Here is an 18067-nt window from a genome sequence, read left to right as displayed (position 1 = left end):
GAGCGGCGATTTGCCACTTTTCAGTTATGTAGTCCGTCGCATTCTCCAGATGATCCCGACCGTGGTGTTCATCCTGGTCATCACCTTTGTCCTGATCCGGCTCCTGCCCGGCGATCCTGCCAGCGCCATGCTCGGCGACCGCGCTCTTGATGCCGACGTGATACGCATTAACGCCAGCCTCGGTCTCGACAGACCGATCATCGTGCAGTTCTTCTACTTCGTCGAACGCGTTTTCACCGGCGATCTCGGTAATTCGATCACGCTCAAGCTGCCCGTCATGACACTGATCCTGCAGCGCCTGCCGGTGACGCTGATGCTGATTAGCATGGCGGCCGTCATCGCGCTGGTGCTCGCCGTGCCCCTTGCCTTTGTCGCTGCGCTGAAGCGCGAGCAGACATCGGATGCGGCCATTCGCGGCGTTTTCCAGGTCGGGCTGTCGATGCCGGTCTTCTATATCGGCATCCTGCTGCTGACCTTGTTTGCCGCGCACCTGAAGTGGTTCCCGGTCGGCGGCTATGGCGATACCTTCGGCTCGAAGCTCTACCACCTGTTCCTGCCGGCATTGACGCTGGCCGTCAGCCTGGCGGCGATCCTGATGCGCAATCTGCGCGCCGCCATCATCGGCGTCATCAATGCCGAATATGTCGATTTCGCCCGCGCCAAGGGCCTGCGCACGCGCATCATCCTGTTCCGGCATGTGCTGCGCAATGCGCTGATCTCGACCATTACCCTTTTCGGCCTGCAGATCGGTTCGCTGCTCGGCGGCGGCGTCATCACAGAAACCGTCTTCGCCGTACCCGGCGCCGGCCGGCTGATGATCGACAGCATCTACGGCCGCGATTATCCCGTCCTGCAGGGATTGACCATCGCGCTCGCCATCCTGGTGTCGCTGACCTTCCTCGTCACCGACATCGTCCAAGCCTGGCTCGATCCGAGGATCGCCCGATGAGCGCCCTCACGACCGAAACCGCCACCCCGAAGACATCGCGCACTCGCGCTCGGGCGTTGCCGCGCACGCTGATCTCTGGCGGAGTCATTCTAATTCTCAGCCTGGCACTCGCCTTTTTCCCGTCGTTGTTTGCGCCCTATGATCCAACGACCTTCGACTACAATGCGCTGCTGAAAGGGCCGACCTGGGCGCATCCCTTCGGCACCGACAGCTTCGGCCGCGATGTTCTTTCGCGGGTCATTCATGCCTATACAATCGACATGCAGATCGCGGTTTTCTCCACGGTGGGACCCTTCATCTTCGGCACGCTGGTCGGGGCAATCGTCGGCTATCTCGGCGGTATCGCCGAGGCGATCTTCGGGCGTGTCGTCGATGCGGTGCTGACCTTCCCCTTCCTGGTGCTAGTGATTGCCGTCGTCTCGGTGCTCGGCCCCGGTCTCGGCAACATGTATATCGCGGTTGGCGTCGTCGGCTGGGTGTTCTATGGACGCCTAGTGGCGGCTGAAATCAAAGTGCAGAAGCGGCTCGATTATGCCGATGCCGGCCGCGTCATGGGTTATACGCCATCCCGCATTATCTTCCGTCATCTGCTGCCGAATGCCATCACGCCCGCCATCGTCTACTGGATGACCGACATGGCGCTCGCCATCCTGCTCGGTTCCAGTCTCGGCTATCTCGGCCTCGGCGCGCAGCCGCCGGCGTCCGAATGGGGCGTGCAGATCGCCGACGGCAAGAACTACATGAACACCGCCTGGTGGATCTCGGTCTTCCCGGGCGTCGCGATCGTGTTGACCGGCCTTGGCTTCAGCCTGATGGGCGACGGCCTGGCGGAACTGTTGAGGGTGCGCCGATGACGATGGCAGCAAGCGAAAATGCAGGCCTGGTCGTCCGTGGGCTCACCACGACTTTCGATACGCCGCGCGGTCTGGCGATCGCCGCCGCCGATGTCGATTTCGACGTTGCGCCGGGCGAGGTAGTCGGGCTTGTCGGCGAATCCGGGTCGGGCAAGAGCGTCACGCTGCGCTCGATCATGAGATTGATCCGCGAGCCAGGACACGTGAGCGGCCGTGTCGAGTGGCGCGGTCGCGATCTCGTTGCCATGCCGGATGAAGAGCTTCGGCGCATCCGAGGTAGCGAGATTGCGATGATTTTCCAGGAACCGATGACGGCGCTCAATCCGGTGTTGCCGGTCGGCCTGCAGATCGAGGAAAACCTCATCGCGCATACCACGCTGAACCGCCGGGAGCGGCGGGCTCGCGCCCTGGAGCTGATGAACATCGTCGGCATTCCCGCCGCCGAACGGCGGCTCGACGAATATCCGCATCAATTCTCCGGCGGCATGCGACAGCGGGCCATGATCGCCATCGCGCTTGCCTGTTCGCCGAAACTCCTGCTTGCCGACGAGCCGACGACGGCACTCGACGTGACGATCCAGGACCAGATCCTGAAGCTGCTTCTGGAGCTCCGCGACAATTTCGGCATGAGCGTCGTGCTCGTCACCCACGATCTTGGCGTGGTCGCGGCGACCTGCGATCGCATGGCGGTGATGTATGCCGGGCGCATCGTCGAGACGGGCACGGTCGCCGATGTCTTTGCTCATCCGCGCCATCCCTATACGCGCGGTCTGCTCGGCTCGGTACCCAGCGGCGGAGCGCCGCGCACCATGCTCTATTCGATCGATGGTACGCCTCCGAGCCTGACGGCGCTGCCGGCCGGCTGTGCCTTTCATCCACGCTGTCAGTTTGCGACGGCGGAATGTCTCAATGCGAGGCCGCCGCTCATCGCGGTTGCCGAAGGCCGCATGGCCGCCTGCTTCCATCAGGACGATGTCGCGGCGATGGAGGCCATCCTATGAATACGTCTGTCCCGATCATTTCCGTCGACGGCGTCACCAAGCGCTTTGCCGGGCCACATTCGTTGATGCGTCGCATCGCCGGCAAGCCGCCGCTTGCGGTGCATGCGTTGAACAACGTCAGTCTCGAAGTGTATCGCGGCGAAACGCTTGGCATCGTTGGCGAATCCGGTTGCGGCAAGTCCACCCTTGCACGCTGCCTCGTGCGACTGCTCGATCCGGATGAAGGTGCTGTTCGTTTCGAAGGCAAGGACATCTCGCATCTCAAGGCAGGCGATCGGCGCGGCTTCAACCGCCGTGTCCAGATGATCTTTCAGGACCCCTACAGCTCGCTCAATCCACGCATGACGGTGAAGCAGATCATCGGCGAAGCGCTGAGCGTCCACAAGATGCGACCTTCCGCCGATATTCCCGGCCGCATCGCCGAGCTCCTGGAACTCGTGCGCCTGCCACAGGATGCTGCGGGTCGTTATCCGCATGAGTTTTCAGGCGGCCAGCGCCAGCGCATCGGCATTGCCCGGGCGCTTGCTGTCGAGCCCGACGTCATCGTTGCCGATGAGCTTGTGTCGGCGCTCGACGTTTCGGTGCAGGCGCAGGTGGTCAATCTGCTCCTGCAATTGCAGGAGCGGCTGCATCTGACGGTGATTTTCGTGGCGCATGATCTGCGTCTCGTGCGCCATATCTCGCACCGGGTGGCGGTGATGTATCTCGGGCAGGTTGTCGAGCTCAGCCCCGCCGAGGCCTTGTTCACCACACCGCGCCATCCCTATTCCAAGGCGCTGCTCGATGCGGCGCCCGAGCTCGATCCGTCGCGCCGCAGCAAGGTGGTTGCGGCGCGCGGCGAATTGCCCAGTCCGCTGAACGTGCCGCCGGGCTGTCCTTTTGCCAGCCGCTGTCCCTATGTCTTCGAGCGCTGCCGGGTCGAAAGGCCGGTGTTGACCCCGCGTGGTGGCGGCCAGCGCGCCGCCTGTCACCTGACTGAGTTCGGCGCACACGACGTCGCTATCCCACTGGAAGGCATTCCCTCATGAGCTTCGCGACCTTCGAAACGGAAATCGCCAAAATCAACGATATTCTTTGTGCGGTGAACCTGCTGACCTGGGATTCGCGAACCATGATGCCGCCAGGCGGCGTCGAGGCGCGCGGGAAGCAGATCGCGACGCTGGTCGGCCTGGCGCGCGATCTTGCGACCGGCGACGAGGTGCAGCGGGCGATCGAGGGTGCCCGCACCGAGCTTGGCAATGTTCCTGATAGTGATGTCCGTAAGATCGCGGTGGAGCAGGCATCGGCTGCGATCGCGACGCTGGCGCGCATTCCTGCTCATCTGGTCGGTGCCGCCGCTGATCTCAAGACCCGCGCTCAGGCTGCCTGGGCCAAGGCGCGCGCCGCCGACGATTTCGCGGGTTTTGCGCCGCTGCTCGAACAGACGATGGAGATGCAGCGCGAGATCGCCGGCGCCATCGGCTATGACGAACACCCTTATGATGCCCTGGTTTCCACCTATGAGCCGGGCATGACATGGTCGCGGCTGCGCGGTCTCTATGGCGATCTCAGGGATGCGCTGATCCCGCTGCTGGCAGCGGCCAAGCAGGCGCCGGTGCGCAGCGACATTCTCGAGCGCGCCTATGCTGTCGATCGCCAGCGGGCCTTTTCCAGCGCCGTTTCGACCCGGTTCGGCTATGATTTCGGCCGCGGGCGATTGGATGACACCGTGCATCCCTTCGAGATTTCCTTCACGCGGTCCGATGTGCGCATCACCGGCCGTTTCCGCGAGACCTGGCTGCCGGGCGGCCTTTTTGCCGTCTGGCACGAGGCGGGTCACGGGATTTACGAGCAAGGGATCGCCGAGGAGTTCTCGCGCTCGACCTTCACCACCGATTTCATCAATCTCTATGCGGTCGGCGGCGCCAGCTTCGGCACGCATGAATCGCAATCGCGCCTCTGGGAAAATCGCGTCGGTCGCTCACGCCGCTTCTGGGACCTGCATTTTGCCGAGCTGAAGGCGACCTTCCCCAGCCAGCTCGAGGATGTTTCCGTCGACGACTTCTGGCGGGCGGTGAATGCCGCAAGGCCGAGTTTCATTCGCGTCGAGGCCGATGAGCTGACCTATGATTTCCACATCATGCTGCGCTCCGAGATCGAAGCGGGGCTGATCGCCGGAGAAATCCGCGTTGCCGATCTGCCGGCAATCTGGCGCGACAAGATCAAGTCCTATCTCGGTCTCCATGTGCCGAACGACACGCTGGGTGTGCTGCAGGACGTGCATTGGTCGTCCGGCATGGTCGGCTCCTTCCCGACCTATACGATCGGCAACATCATGTCGTCGCAGTTCTTCGCAGCCGCCCGCAAGGATGCCTCGGTCGAAAAGGGTCTCGATGAAGGCAGCTATACGCCCCTGAAGAGCTGGCTGAACGACAATGTTCACCGGCATGGCCGCTCGAAGAGCCCGAGCGAAATCCTGATCGGCGCCACCGGCTCCAATCTCTCGGCGGATGCCTATATCGCCGATCTGACGAAGAAGGTGGCCGAGCTGACGGCTTAAGTCTTGTGTAGCCTCAGCGACGGAATGACGCCGGTAAAAAGCGCGTCATGTGTTCACCTTGTTTTTGACAGCCGATGACTGCTGTCTCTAGAGTGGCCTCCGACTATGGGAGCCGGTCGGAGGTTGGCTGGCTGTGAGGAACAGGGCGGAGCATTATGAGCCAGTATGAAATTCTCGACCTGCGCTTCAAGGCGCTGATCAACGGTTCTGCGAAATTGGAGCAGCTTTGGACCGGCGGACGTTGGACCGAGGGGCCGGTGTACGTGCCGGCCGCGCGCCATGTCGTGTGGTCCGATATCCCGAACGACCGCATCCTGCGTTATGACGAGGTGACGGGCGCGGCTGGTGTCTTCGAGAGCCCCGTTGGCTATCACAATGGCCATACGCTTGATCTCGAAGGCCGTATCGTCGCCTGCGAGCATGGCCGCCGCCGCGTGAGCCGGCTCGATCACGATGGCCGCTGGCGGCCGCTCGCCGAGCATTTCGATGGCAAACGGCTGAATTCGCCGAATGATGTCGTGGTGAAGTCGGATGGCTCAATCTGGTTCACCGATCCGACCTATGGGATCGACAGTGATTACGAGGGATTTGCCGCACCGTCCGAAATCAATGCATCGGATGTCTACCGCATCGATCCGGCTGACGGAGCGGTGACGCTGGTCGCCAGCGACCGCGTCAAGCCGAACGGTCTCGCCTTTTCGCCTGATGAAAGCGTGCTTTATGTCTCCGACACCGGTGGCTCGCATGTACAGGGCTTGCCGCCGACGATCACGGCCTATTCGGTGAATGCGGACAAGCGCAGCCTCGGTGAGGGCCGGGTCTTTGCCACCTGCGAGGTCGGCGCGTTCGACGGTTTCCGCGTCGATCGGCACGGCAATATTTTCGCTTCGAGCGGCGATTCCGTGCGTGTTTACGCGCCGGATGGGACGTTGATCGGCCGCATTCTGGTTCCCGAAGTCATCTCGAATGTCTGCTTCGGCGGGCCGAAGCGCAATCGACTCTATATCACCGCCACGACCTCGCTCTACGCGATCTACGTGAACAGCGGCCCTGCTGAGCCGGCTAATCGTCTGGATTAAGCTTTCAGTGCCGTCTTGCGGTGCGCTCGCGGATCGGGGATCGGCACGGCGGCCATCAGCGCCTGCGTGTAGGGATCGCGCGGGTGCTCGAAGACCTCGCGGCGCGTGCCGGCCTCAACGATCTTGCCGTAGCGCATGACCGCGACCTTATGCGACATGCGCTCGACCACGGCCATATCGTGCGAGATGAAGAGGTAGGCAAGGCCCATCGTTTCCTGCAATTCCAACAGCAGGTCGAGGACGCGGGCGCGCACTGAAACGTCGAGAGCGGCCACGCTTTCGTCGGCGACGATCAGTTTCGGCTCCAGCGCCAGAGCTCGGGCGATGCAGATGCGCTGGCGCTGACCGCCGGAAAACTCATGCGGATACCGTGTCGCCGCATCCGGCGTCAGGCCGACGCGGGAAAGAAGGGCCGCCACGCGGTCCTGCCGTTCGGACCTGTTGCTGATGCCGTGGATGACCATGGGTTCGGCGATCGCCGTCCCCACCGCCATACGCGGATCGAGCGAGGCGTAGGGATCCTGAAAGATCATCTGCGCCGAACGGCGCACCGGCTGCATCTCGTGATGACTGAGGCCGCCAATCGCGCGGCCGTCGATCGTGACGTCGCCGACAAAGGGGATCAGCCCGAGCACAGCCTTGCCGGTCGTCGATTTGCCCGAGCCGCTTTCGCCGACGAGGCCGAGTGTTTCGCCGGGAAGGATATCGAAGGAAACGTCGTCCACCGCCGGGGCCGGTGTCTTGTCCTTCAGAAACCATCTACCCTGGCTGCCGTATGTGACATTGAGTTTGCGGACGTTGAGTACCGGCGTGCGATCCGGTCGCAGTGTCTCCACCCTATGCGACGTCACGCGCGGCGGTCCGTCAGTGCCGGCATGGGCGCCGAGCCGGGGCACGGCTGCGAGCAATTGCTGCGTATAAGCTTCGCGGGGATGGCCGAAGATCGACAGCGCGCCGCCCTCTTCGACGATCCTGCCGCTCTGCATGATAACGACGCGATCGGCCATTTCCGCGACGACGCCCATGTCGTGGGTGATGAGGATGATCGAGGTGCCGAATTCTTGTTTCAGCTCGCGCATCAGTTTGAGGATCTGTGCCTGCACCGTCACGTCGAGCGCCGTCGTCGGCTCGTCGGCGATCAGCACTTTCGGCCGGCAGGAGAGCGCCATGGCGATCATCACGCGCTGGCGCATGCCGCCGGAAAGTTCGTGCGGATATTGCGAAAGGCGCCGGCCCGGCTCAGTGATCTGCACCGCCTCCAGCATCTGCCTTGCAATCGCCACGGCGGCGTTGCCCTCGCTGCCCTGATGTTCGCGGATCGCTTCGGTGAGCTGGGCGCCGATCGACATCACCGGATTGAGTGAGGTCATCGGTTCCTGAAAGACCATGGCGATGTCGCCGCCGCGCACGCTGCGCATCGCCTTGTTGGAGAGCTTCACGAGATCGCGGTCACCAAGCAGAATGGAGCCAGAGGCCACCTGCAACGACGCTTTTGGCAAAAGCCCCATGATCGCAAGTGAAGTCACGGACTTTCCCGAGCCGGACTCGCCGGCGATGCAAAGCGTCTCGCCGGCGGTCAGCTCGAAGCCGATGTCGTCGAGTACCCGCCGCCGCCCTTCGGGCGTGCGGGCATCGACGGAAAGATTTCGAACCGAAAGCACCGGCGGGGCGGCAGGGGCAGATTGCATCACGCGAATACGATCCTCGGGAAGTAGAAGGAGACGACCCAGTTCGGGGCGTCGACGATTTCGCTGATCCGGAGATCGCCGCAGACCGAGCAGAGCAGATAGGCATCGGTGGCGCTCATGCCGTGTTCTTCACCGAGAAGGTCGATCATCCGCATCAAGGCTTCGCGGGCGCCGGTCATCAGGTCGGGACCGATACCGGTGGTGACTTCGTAGCCGGCGCCGTCGAGATGGCGGGTGACGGGCTCGGTGGTGGTGAAGCGTGGGCTCTTCAGGCGCGCGTCCTTGACGAGCTCCAGAGTCGCCTCGACTTCCATCTGGCTTTCGATGGCCGTGCCGCAGACCTCGCCGTCACCCTGGGCGGCGTGGGTATCGCCGATCGAGAACAGAGCGCCTTCGACTTCGACGGGCAGATAGAGCGTGACGCCGGCAGTGAGGTCGCGGATGTCCATGTTGCCGCCGACGCGGCGTGGCGGCACGACGGAGTGCAGGCCGGGTTCGGCGGGCGCCAGGCCGATCGTGCCCGCAAACGGTTTCAGCGGCACACGGCCGCCGGGGCCGTAAAGCGCCGGCGCCATGCTGCTCGCGTCATAGGACCAGATATGCAGCGCCGGGTCTTTGAACTGGTCGGCGAGCAGGCCGAAGCCCGGAATATTGGCGGTCCAGCCGTGGCCCGACGGCACGAAGCGGCGGATTGTCACCTTCAGCGCATCACCCGGCTGGGCGCCTTCGACATAGACGGGACCGGAAACGGGATTGATCCTGCCGAAATCGAGATTGCTGAGCGACTGCAGCGTCGCATCCTTGCCGAGCTGTCCGCCGGAGGAATCGAGGCATTCGAAATGGATGGTCTCGCCGGACTTGGCGACAAGCGCCGGCTCGAAATCGCGGTTCCAGCCAAAATGATGCTGGGCGCGGTGAATGGTGTGGGTGCAAACGATGCACATGGTCTGTCTCTCCCATGATTGGACTTCCCCGGCCCTTTTGGCATGATCTTATCCAAAAACCGCTGCGCACTTTTTGGGATCATGCTTTGGCCGGGGAAATCTGCGGGCCTGTCCGCTTATTTCTTGATGTAGACGGCTTCGTAGTCGATGACGCGGGTCGGATCGATGTAGATTTCGTCCGGACCGCCCATGCGCTTCGACTTCGCGACAACGCGACGCTCGTTGAAGACCGGGATCCACGGTGCGTCCTTTTCCTGGATTTCCGTGAATATCTTCTTCCAGGTTTCAGCACGCTCGGCGGCCTTTGCCGGCACCGGCATGGCGTCGGCGGCCTGGGCGCGAGGCTCCATTGCCTGGTTGCAGTACCACGACCAGTTCCAGCCGCCTGCAACGGCGCTGCCGCACGAGAGGATCGGTCCGTAGAAATCGGAGGGATCCGGGAAGTCGGCGATCCAGCCGAGACCGCCCGACCAGACCATCGGCGCTTCACCCTTCGTGCCGCCAGCGGCGATCACGTTCGGATTGGCGAGTGCCTTCAGTTCGACCTTGACGCCGATAGCTGCCAGATCCTGCTGGATCGCCTGGGCGATGCGCGGCTGCGGGTCGGTGTTGGAGGTGTAAAGCGTTGTCGAGAAACCGTCCTTCAGACCGGCTTCGGCGAGCAGCGCCTTGGCCTTGGCAACATCGAATGCATAGCCCTTATAGTCTTTGTCATAGCCGGCCATCATCGGCGGCAGCACCTGCGTTGCCGGTGTCGCGCGGCCGTTGATGATGCGGACGATGCGATCCTTGTTGATTGCCATGTTAACGGCCTGGCGTACCTTGACGTTATCGAACGGCGCTACCTGGGTGTTGAGCGTCACATAACTGGTTTCGAGCTGCTGGCGATCGACGATCATGCCCTTGAAGTCCGGCGACTTCTGCATCTCCAGGAACTTGGCAGGCGGAATGCCGTCGCCGGCAATGTCCACTTCGCCCTTCTGCAGGCGCAGTAGCGCCACCAGCGGCTCCTGGCCGATTTCAACGGTATAGCCGTCGATATGCGGGCGGTCCTTGATGAAGTAATCGGGGTTCCTTGCGAAAACCAAGCGCTGGCCGACCGTCCATTCCTTCAGGATGAAGGCACCGGAGCCAACCGGCTTCTTGCCGAAATCACCGCCTGCAGCTTCGACAGCTTCCTTCGGCACGACCGAGGCGAAGTTGAGCGCCAGCACGTTGAGGAAGGTCGCGTCAGGCTGGACGAGGGTGAACTGGACGGTGTGGTCGTCGACGACCTTGATGCCGTCGAGCGCCTGCGCGGTACCCGCCGTCATGGCGTCGGCGCCGACGATCGAGTGGAAGAAGCCGGCGCCGGGGCTCTGGGTCTTCGGATTGACGGCGCGTTCGATCGAATATTTCACGTCGGCGGCGGTGACTTCACGGCCATTGGTGAACTTGACGCCGGTGTGCAGCTTGAACGTATAGGTCTTGCCGTCCGGCGAGACATCGTAGCTTTCAGCGAGCGACGGCTTCAGCTCAGTGGTGCCGGGCGTGTAGTCGACCAGGCGCGAGAACACCGCGTTGATCATCGACCAGTTCTGCCAGTCGTAGCCGATCGCCGGGTCGAGAGTGGCGATGTCGTCCTTGTAGGTGACGGTGATGGTGCCGCCCTTGTTCGGCGTGTCGGCGGCATGGGCCGCAATCGCGGGAACGAGAGAGCTGGTGGCGAGCATGGCGGCCAAAGCCGCCCGCCGCAGGAAAGTCTTGGTCATCAAAAGAACTCCTCTGTTGGTTTTGCTTGGTTATTGCGCGCGGATGCGCGGGTCGATGAAGGGGGCAATGAAGTCGGCGACGAGATTGCCGAGGACGATGGCGAGCGCCGAGGTGAGTGTGACCCCCATGATGATCGGGATGTCCACCTGCTGGATCGCCTGCCAGGCGAGCTGGCCGATGCCCGGCCAGCCATAGACCGCCTCGACCACCACCACGCCGCTCATGAACTGGCCGATATCGATTCCGATCATGGCGATGATCGGTAGGATGGCGTTGGGCAGCACATGGCGGAAGATGATGCGCGCCGAAGACAGGCCCTTGGCGCGGGCGGTCCGGACATAATCATGGTTCAACACGTCGATCATCGCCGAGCGCACCATGCGGGCATACCAGCCGGCGCCGAGCACGCCGAGCGTCAATGCCGGCAGCACGACATGGCGCGCGGTGCCGAAGCCCGACATCGGGAACCAGCCGAGCGTGGCGGCGAAGACGTAAAGCAGCAGCAGGGCGACCACGAACTGCGGCGAGGAGACGCCGATGAAGGAAAGCATCATCACCGTACGGTCGACGAGACCGCCGCGCTTGACGGCGGCGATGATGCCGAAGGTGAGGCCGAGGACGACCTCCACGACGATTCCGGCTGCCATCAGGATGATCGTCGCCGGCAGGCGCGCCTGGATCAACGGCAGAACGGCAGTCTTCTGCGTGTAGGAGCGGCCGAGATCGCCATGCAGCAGCGCGTCGAGATAATGGAGGAACTGCATGATTAGCGGTTGGTCGAGGCCGAGTTCGTGGCGGATGCTGGCGACCATTTGCGGTGTGGCACTGCGGCCGGCGATCAATACGGCGGGATCGGCCGGTAGGGCATAGAGCAACAGGAAGGTGATCGCCGCAACGCCCAGGAGGATGAGTACGGTCTGCACCAGACGATGCAGGATGAGGAACAGCATTCAGCCTTTCCCCCGCTGTGTCGGGTCGAGAATGTCGCGCAGGGCATCCCCGACGAGATTGAAGGAGAGCGCCGTCAATAGAATGACCGCACCGGGAATGAAGACGAGCCAGGGCGCATCCTGGAAATAGCTTTGGCTTTCGAAGATGATATTGCCCCAGGACGGTTGCGGTGGCTGTACGCCGATGCCGAGAAAGGACAGGGTTGCTTCGAGCAGCACGGTGGTGGCGATGCCGAGCGTGCCCCAGACGATCGCCGTCGGCATGAGATGCGGCAGGATATGCCGGACGAGGATTCGGAAATGGCCGGCGCCGAGCGAGCGTTCCGCCATGATGAAGTCGCGCTCCACCAGGCCGCGCGTCTCGGTATAGACGATGCGGGCGACCTGTACCCAGTTGACCAGCGCGATCACCATGGCAACGATCCACAGGCTCGGTTTCAGCAGGGCGGCCAGCACGATGGCGAGCAGCAACGCCGGGAAAGCCATCATCAGGTCGGTGAAGCGCATCATCAGATTGCCGATGGTGCCGCGCAGATAGCCGGCGACGATGCCGACGAAAAGGCCGATCGCCACGGCGACGCCGTTGGCGACAAGGCCGATGACCAAGGATGTCCGGGCGCCGAAGAGAAGTCGGGAGAATAGGTCGCGGCCGAGCGTATCTGTGCCGAGCAGGAAATGGCCATCCGGCGGCAGCGGCGCGCCCTCGATCGACAGGCCGTCGAACATCTGGTCATCGGGGCTGAAGGGAGCGATCCAGGGCGCGGCGATCGCCATGATCACGACAAGGACGACGACGACAAGCCCGAACAGCGCCGCAGGCTGACGCAGCATAGCCTTGATCACATGCATCAGCTTGCCTCCGGCAAGGGTTCGGCACCGCCGACAATGAAAGCGGAAAGCTGCTCCATCGGCAGGCGTCGGCGCATGGCGCAATTGCGCAGAATGGCGTAGGCGCGTTCCTCATCGACATCATGCGCTGCCATCAGCTTTTGGACGGCGGCATGGACGAGAGGGCGCAGCCGCACACGCTCTTCCAGATATTGCAGCTTTTCGGCAATGGCCCTGCGCTCCTCATGAATCGACACGGCCATCACGAGAGCGGGATAGACGGCAGAGGTGGCGACTGGCTTGGCGATGATCGCGCCCGCTCCCTGCTCCAGGGCCCAGGCGATGCGGCCCGGCGCTTCGGAGCCGAGCAGGGCGACGACCGGAAGCGGCGGATTGCCGCCACTCCAGGGGAGAAGATCGTCCCAGCCCTGGTCGGCGTCGACGATGACCATGTCAGGCAGTTCATGCGCGCCGATCGGCTCCCAACGCAGGGACGTGCGCAGGCCGAGCAGCTTCAGCTGACGGGTCAGGCGTTCGGTATTGCTGTCTTCCCGGTGCAGGATCGCGACGTGCCAGCCGGTGAAGTTCGGCGTGTTTTTCATGACACCACCCTGAGCTTCGGCGACTTTAGAACACGGCGGCCGGTAAGATAGGGATCGGCGGCGAGCGCGGGGCGCGAGGCGATGACGTCGAAGCCGTTTTCGCTGTTGATGCGGCCGAGATGGAAGGGAAGGGCGGCGTGGTTGGTCTCGGGATCGATCGCCAGCGGTCCGAGCAGCGTCGGCCAGGACGCGGCGTGAAGCTGGCGGCGCACCGCCTGCGGCTCATCGCTGCCGGCGGCCAGGATAGCCTCGATGCAGAGTTTGACGGCGGTATAGGCGCCGGCGAAGACGCTGGAGACGCGGCGGTCCGCGCCATAGTGCTTCGCCAGGCGCGCCTTGAAAGCGAGATTGTCTGATGTGCCGATCGTGTCGAAATAGGAGGCGGCGCAGAGCTGGCCGACGGCCGCGCCGGCCGCGATGTCTTCCAGCTCGCATTCCATCAGGTCGCAGCTCACGACAGGGCAGTTTTCCGGCCGGAAGGTGGGATCGCGGTCGCCGAGTGTCTTGATCGCTTCCAGGAAAGCATAGCTCGACGGGCCGATGAGATTGTTGAGGATGAAGCTCGGACGGCGGTTCTCGATATCGGCGACGATGCGTTCGACGGCGGTTTCCTCGAGCGGCAGGTAGCGTTCGCCGAGTACTTCGCCGCCGGCATTGGTGATGAGTTCACGGGCAAGCCGGTTCATCTCCCAGCCCCAGACATAGTTGGCGCCGACGAGATAGGGCCGCTTGCCGAAGCGCGGGATCAGGTGCTCGAAGAGCGGCAGCAGATGCTGGTTGGGGCAGCCGCCGACATAGATGACATTCTCGTTGGCCTCGAAGCCCTCATAGGGGCACATATACCAGAGAAGGCCGTCATGCTTTTCAACGAGCGGAATGACTTCCTTGCGTGCCGCCGAGGTGATCGTACCGATAATGTGGCGGCAGCCCGTATTGCGCAGCATATGTTTTGCGCCTTCGAGATAGGCTGCGATATCCGCGTGCGGATCGACAAAGACCGGCTCGATTGGCCGCCCACCGCCGGCCGCGAACTCCTCGATGGCGAATTCCGCGCCGGCGCGCGCATCGCGGCCCATGGAGCCATAAGGCCCGGTGGTCGAAAAGAGGATACCGATCTTCAGCGCGTCGTTCATCTCTCAGCCAAAAAACGAAAAACCCCACGACGCTGGTCCCATCGGCGATGGGGCGTCATGGGGCAAAACTGCCCGGCGACTATCAAAGTCATGTGATTGCAGATAAGTTCTGCCTAATCCGCAGGCTTGAGTAAAATACAGGCAACTTGGCTTTGTCAAGCCTTATTGGCGATCGCCATTCAATACCTCAGCAGCCGAACGTGTAAAGACAGTCCGGCACATTTACGCGGCTAGAACATAACGACTGTTGATCACGGTCCGCCGAAGCGGCCCGGGCCTCGCTCGGGTCCTTGGTCGAAAGCGGAGAAGGGGTGGGCCTCTCCTTGCGGCGGTACGTCGAGATAGCTCATGATGTTGTCGACGTGGCTGACTTGTGAGCGCAGGCTGTCCAGCGATTTGCCGGTGAGGTTGGTGCCCGCCGGCAACTGAGCGGTCAGCGGGTTCTCGTAGCGGCCGTTGACGCGCAGTTCGTAATAGAGATGCGGACCGGTGGAATAGCCGGTGGAACCGACATAGGCGATGACCTGGCCCTGGGTAACGCGCTCACCGACGTGCAAGTCCGATGGCGTCGAGGAAATATGGGCATAGGTGGTCTCGTAGCCGCCGTCATGGCGAATGCGGACATATTTGCCGTAGCCCGTTTCCCAGGAAATCTTTTCGACGATGCCATCGCCCGCAGCCATGATGGGGCTGCCCATCGGCGCGCGGAAATCGACGCCGTTATGGAATTTCCGAACGCCGAGGATCGGATGGATGCGCCAGGCGAACCCGTCGCCGAGCTTGCCGTTCGGTACGGGACGGTGAGTCAACACCTTGGCGACGGAGTGGCCGCCCTCGTCATAGAATTCCGAAGGGCCTTCACCGCCCTCTTTGTGCAGATAAAAGCGATGCGTGTCCCCATCGGTGTGGAATTCGATGAACATCAGTTCGCTTTTACCGTTATCTGCCTTGCGGAACAGCAGATCGACGCTGTCGGGCGCATCGTCGGCGCCGGTCAATGAAACGCCGTTGGCCTTGGCAAGCTTGATGAGCTGGGCGGCGCTTTCGTCGGAAAGACCGGCTTTTTCGAGTTTGGCGCTGATCGTCGATTGATCGGCGCTGTCGATGCCTTTGAGGTCGACGGCGGCCACTTCCGTGGAGGACGGCGCGTCGGCCTGGCTCTCGCTGTAGAGCGTCGCAAACAGCCGGTCGTCGGTGAGCGGCACGAAGCCGTCGGCATCGTCGCGAGCGACGATGCGCTCCGGTGTTTTCCCGCCGCTGAGGCGCGCCATGATCAGTTTCGGCTGCGCGTCCGCGGTCTTTTTCTCCAGCAGCAGTTCCAGGCTGTCGCCGGGCGAAACCGTATCGGTTTCCAAGGCCCGCTGCAGCTCGTCGCCGGCGTCTTCGTCGAGTCCGGCAGAGGCGAGAATATCCTGCAGGTCCTGCCGGTCCTTTGGCATGGAAACCAGCCTCTTGAACTCGCGGCCGGGCTCGCCCGTGGTCGCTTTCGACACGCTGACATTCAATGGCACGCCGCGGACGGGGAAGCGCGAACGCCGGACTGCGTCATAGCGATTGGCGTGCGGATAAATGCCCTGGCGAATATCTGCGAGCGACGGCGGCGAGAACAGAGCGGCCTCCGACTGCGCATCGCCGTCATAGGCCGCATTGATGGCCGTGGCATCGCCGCCGGAAGGCTCGGTATCCTCGGGTTTGAAGACCAGCGTCGTGCGATGATAGGTGAAGATGCGGGTTTCGCCGCTCGAGGTCTTTTCCGCCACCTGCGCAAAGCGGGCGCCGTCAAAACGCTGTTTCGTGGCAAGCCGGTTAGCCTTGGGCAACGCTGGCTGTGAGCGGATGAGCTGGGCTGAGTGCATCGGCACGGCCTGCTCGATCGTGTGGCGGGCAAGGAGCGGATAGAGAATGGTGGCGAGTAGGCCGAAGGAGGCGGTGCCGGCGAGGCCGATGGCGATCAGATGACGAAGATGAGCAGAACGAGGCAGAAAGGGAATATGAAATTCGTGATGCGGCCGCGCCTGAATCGCAGCCTCTGCAGGAAATTGGACGCGCAATGGACTTTCGGCCATGAATTGAGGAACCCTGCAGACTGCGGTGGGCCCAAACTAGGGCAAATCATGGCAAAATCGGGGCAAATATTACAGATCTGTTAATTACCGTGATCTTCCGCGCGTGCAGATTCGCGCTTTACGAGCGATTCGTCAACCGAAGATGGTGTCGTAAAGCAGCTTGAAATTCAGTGCCAGAATGATCCCCGCGACCAGCCAGGAGAGGACGGCAACGCTCCTCGGAATGACGAATCTGCCCATTTTCCTGCGATCCGTGACGAATTGGACCAGCGGGATGACCGCGAAGGGCAGTTGCATGGACAGGATGACCTGGCTCAGAACGAGCAAATCCGCAGTACCTTTTTCACCATAAAATGCAGTAACAAAAACAACCGGAATAATTGCGAGGCCACGCGTCAGAAGCCGCCTTGCCCAGTGTGGAATGCGCAGGCGGAGAAAACCCTCCATGACGATCTGGCCGGCGAGCGTCGCCGTCACGGTGGAATTGAGGCCGGAGGCAAGCAGCGCCACGGCAAACAGCGTCGAGGCGATACCGAGGCCGAGCAGTGGCGAAAGCAATTCGAAGGCTTGGCCGATTTCTGCGACATCGGCGTGGCCGCTGTTGTGGAAGGCCACGGCTGCGACGATCAGGATCGACGCGTTGACGAAAAGCGCCAACATTAAGGCAATCGTGCTGTCGGTCGTCGCCCATTTTATCGCATCGCGGCGGCCCTCGTCGGTGCGCTTATAGGCGCGGGTCTGCACGATCGATGAATGAAGGTAGAGGTTATGCGGCATGACGGTCGCGCCGATGATGCCCATGGCGATGTAGAGCATCTCATGATTGGTAACGATCTCGGGCGACGGGATGAAACCGTTGAGGATGGCGGCGACCGGAGGAGCTGCGGCAGCGATCTGGATAGCGAAACAGGTGGCGATGACGATCAGGAGCGCGATGACGAAGGCTTCAAGGAAGCGGAAGCCCTTGTTCATCAGGAGCAGCAGCAGGAAGGCGTCAAGTGCGGTGATCAGCGCGCCGCCGATCAACGGGATGCCAAAGAGCAATTGCAACGCAATCGCCGTACCGATGACCTCGGCGAGATCGCAGGCGATAATGGCGAGCTCGCAGGCAAACCACAGGGCCAGATTGACCGGCCTGGAATAATGGTCGCGACAGGCCTGCGCCAGATCCCGGCCTGTAACGATGCCGAGCCGGGCAGCAAGCGCCTGCAGCAGGATCGCCATCAGGTTCGACAGCATGATGACAGCTAGTAGCGTATAGCCGAATTGCGCACCGCCGGCGAGATCGGTCGCCCAGTTGCCGGGGTCCATATAGCCAACGGAGACCATATAGCCTGGCCCGAGAAAGGCGATCAGCCGCCGGAACCAGGTGCCGGCATGCGGAACATGAACCGTGGCGTGGACTTCCGGAAGACTCGGCCGCGCATCCTCATCCGGCCGGGCAAATTTCCATGCACGCGGTGCGGCTGCTTCCTGAATCTGCGTCATCCGGGGCTCCGAGAGATGAATTACGATATGGGTAAAGAGATATGATGGATATCAACATTATGCAATAGGCTATATTTTATAGTTGCGGCGTTGTGATGGCGATGACAGCGTTGCCATGAAAATCATCATCCGCTTTCAAGATTGAAGCCGGTGCTATAAAGATAAAAGTCAGTTTATCCGCGCCTTTAGGGAAT

15 protein-coding genes are annotated in these 18067 nt (G+C 62.3%); 6 read left to right on the top strand and 9 right to left on the bottom strand.

What is annotated here, in order from left to right:
- Positions 1-10 precede the first annotated feature (10 nt).
- The 6 genes from FHT86_RS25310 to FHT86_RS25285 all read left to right on the top strand — a co-directional run bounded on the left by FHT86_RS25310 (position 11) and on the right by FHT86_RS25285 (position 6422).
- The gene (locus FHT86_RS25310) at positions 11-949 is read left to right on the top strand and encodes an ABC transporter permease (RefSeq protein WP_133708910.1); all 939 of its coding nucleotides are present in this window, start codon (positions 11-13) and stop codon (positions 947-949) included.
- Entirely contained in the window at positions 946-1803 is an 858-nt protein-coding gene (locus FHT86_RS25305) for an ABC transporter permease (RefSeq protein ID WP_133708911.1), read from the top strand. Before FHT86_RS25310 ends, FHT86_RS25305 begins: the two co-directional genes overlap by 4 nt.
- Positions 1800-2804 (top strand): ABC transporter ATP-binding protein, encoded by a 1005-nt coding sequence (locus tag FHT86_RS25300; RefSeq protein WP_133708912.1) that lies wholly within the window; start codon positions 1800-1802, stop codon positions 2802-2804. Before FHT86_RS25305 ends, FHT86_RS25300 begins: the two co-directional genes overlap by 4 nt.
- Positions 2801-3832 carry an ABC transporter ATP-binding protein gene (locus tag FHT86_RS25295; protein WP_133708913.1) on the top strand — a complete coding sequence of 344 codons (1032 nt, stop codon included), beginning with the start codon at positions 2801-2803 and terminating at the stop codon, positions 3830-3832. Before FHT86_RS25300 ends, FHT86_RS25295 begins: the two co-directional genes overlap by 4 nt.
- Positions 3829-5343, top strand: coding sequence for a carboxypeptidase M32 (locus FHT86_RS25290; RefSeq protein ID WP_133708914.1), 1515 nt, complete (start codon positions 3829-3831; stop codon positions 5341-5343). Before FHT86_RS25295 ends, FHT86_RS25290 begins: the two co-directional genes overlap by 4 nt.
- A 155-nt stretch (positions 5344-5498) precedes the next feature.
- The gene (locus FHT86_RS25285) at positions 5499-6422 is read left to right on the top strand and encodes an SMP-30/gluconolactonase/LRE family protein (protein WP_133708915.1); all 924 of its coding nucleotides are present in this window, start codon (positions 5499-5501) and stop codon (positions 6420-6422) included.
- Here FHT86_RS25285 and FHT86_RS25280 read toward each other — a convergent pair.
- The 9 genes from FHT86_RS25280 to FHT86_RS25240 all read right to left on the bottom strand — a co-directional run bounded on the left by FHT86_RS25280 (position 6419) and on the right by FHT86_RS25240 (position 17873).
- Positions 6419-8110 carry an ABC transporter ATP-binding protein gene (locus FHT86_RS25280; RefSeq protein ID WP_210297933.1) on the bottom strand — a complete coding sequence of 564 codons (1692 nt, stop codon included), beginning with the start codon at positions 8108-8110 and terminating at the stop codon, positions 6419-6421. The two genes, FHT86_RS25285 and FHT86_RS25280, sit on opposite strands and share 4 nt — an antisense overlap.
- A complete protein-coding gene (locus tag FHT86_RS25275; RefSeq protein ID WP_133708917.1) occupies positions 8110-9054 on the bottom strand; it encodes an acetamidase/formamidase family protein in 945 nt (314 codons plus the stop codon). Before FHT86_RS25275 ends, FHT86_RS25280 begins: the two co-directional genes overlap by 1 nt.
- A gap of 116 nt (positions 9055-9170) precedes the next feature.
- A complete protein-coding gene (locus FHT86_RS25270) occupies positions 9171-10805 on the bottom strand; it encodes an ABC transporter substrate-binding protein (RefSeq protein WP_133708918.1) in 1635 nt (544 codons plus the stop codon).
- A 30-nt stretch (positions 10806-10835) separates the two neighbouring features.
- Positions 10836-11756, bottom strand: coding sequence for an ABC transporter permease (locus FHT86_RS25265; protein WP_133708919.1), 921 nt, complete (start codon positions 11754-11756; stop codon positions 10836-10838).
- Positions 11757-12605, bottom strand: coding sequence for an ABC transporter permease (locus FHT86_RS25260; protein ID WP_133708920.1), 849 nt, complete (start codon positions 12603-12605; stop codon positions 11757-11759).
- Positions 12605-13186 (bottom strand): ANTAR domain-containing response regulator, encoded by a 582-nt coding sequence (locus tag FHT86_RS25255; RefSeq protein ID WP_133708921.1) that lies wholly within the window; start codon positions 13184-13186, stop codon positions 12605-12607. Before FHT86_RS25255 ends, FHT86_RS25260 begins: the two co-directional genes overlap by 1 nt.
- Complete coding sequence (locus FHT86_RS25250) at positions 13183-14319, bottom strand: transporter substrate-binding domain-containing protein (RefSeq protein ID WP_133708922.1); 1137 nt, start codon at positions 14317-14319, stop codon at positions 13183-13185. The genes FHT86_RS25255 and FHT86_RS25250 overlap by 4 nt, the downstream gene beginning before the upstream one ends.
- 251 nt (positions 14320-14570) lie before the next feature.
- Entirely contained in the window at positions 14571-16385 is a 1815-nt protein-coding gene (locus FHT86_RS25245; protein ID WP_133708923.1) for a M23 family metallopeptidase, read from the bottom strand.
- A 132-nt stretch (positions 16386-16517) separates the two neighbouring features.
- On the bottom strand, positions 16518-17873 hold the full coding sequence (locus FHT86_RS25240) for an Nramp family divalent metal transporter (RefSeq protein ID WP_133708924.1): 1356 nt from the start codon (positions 17871-17873) through the stop codon (positions 16518-16520).
- Between the last annotated feature and the right edge of the window lie 194 nt (positions 17874-18067).

Source organism: Rhizobium sp. BK313, assembly GCF_014193655.1.
In the GTDB taxonomy this organism is placed as follows: domain Bacteria; phylum Pseudomonadota; class Alphaproteobacteria; order Rhizobiales; family Rhizobiaceae; genus Rhizobium.
Note: the sequence above shows the minus strand (reverse complement) of the source record. Positions and strands in the feature narration are given on the sequence as shown.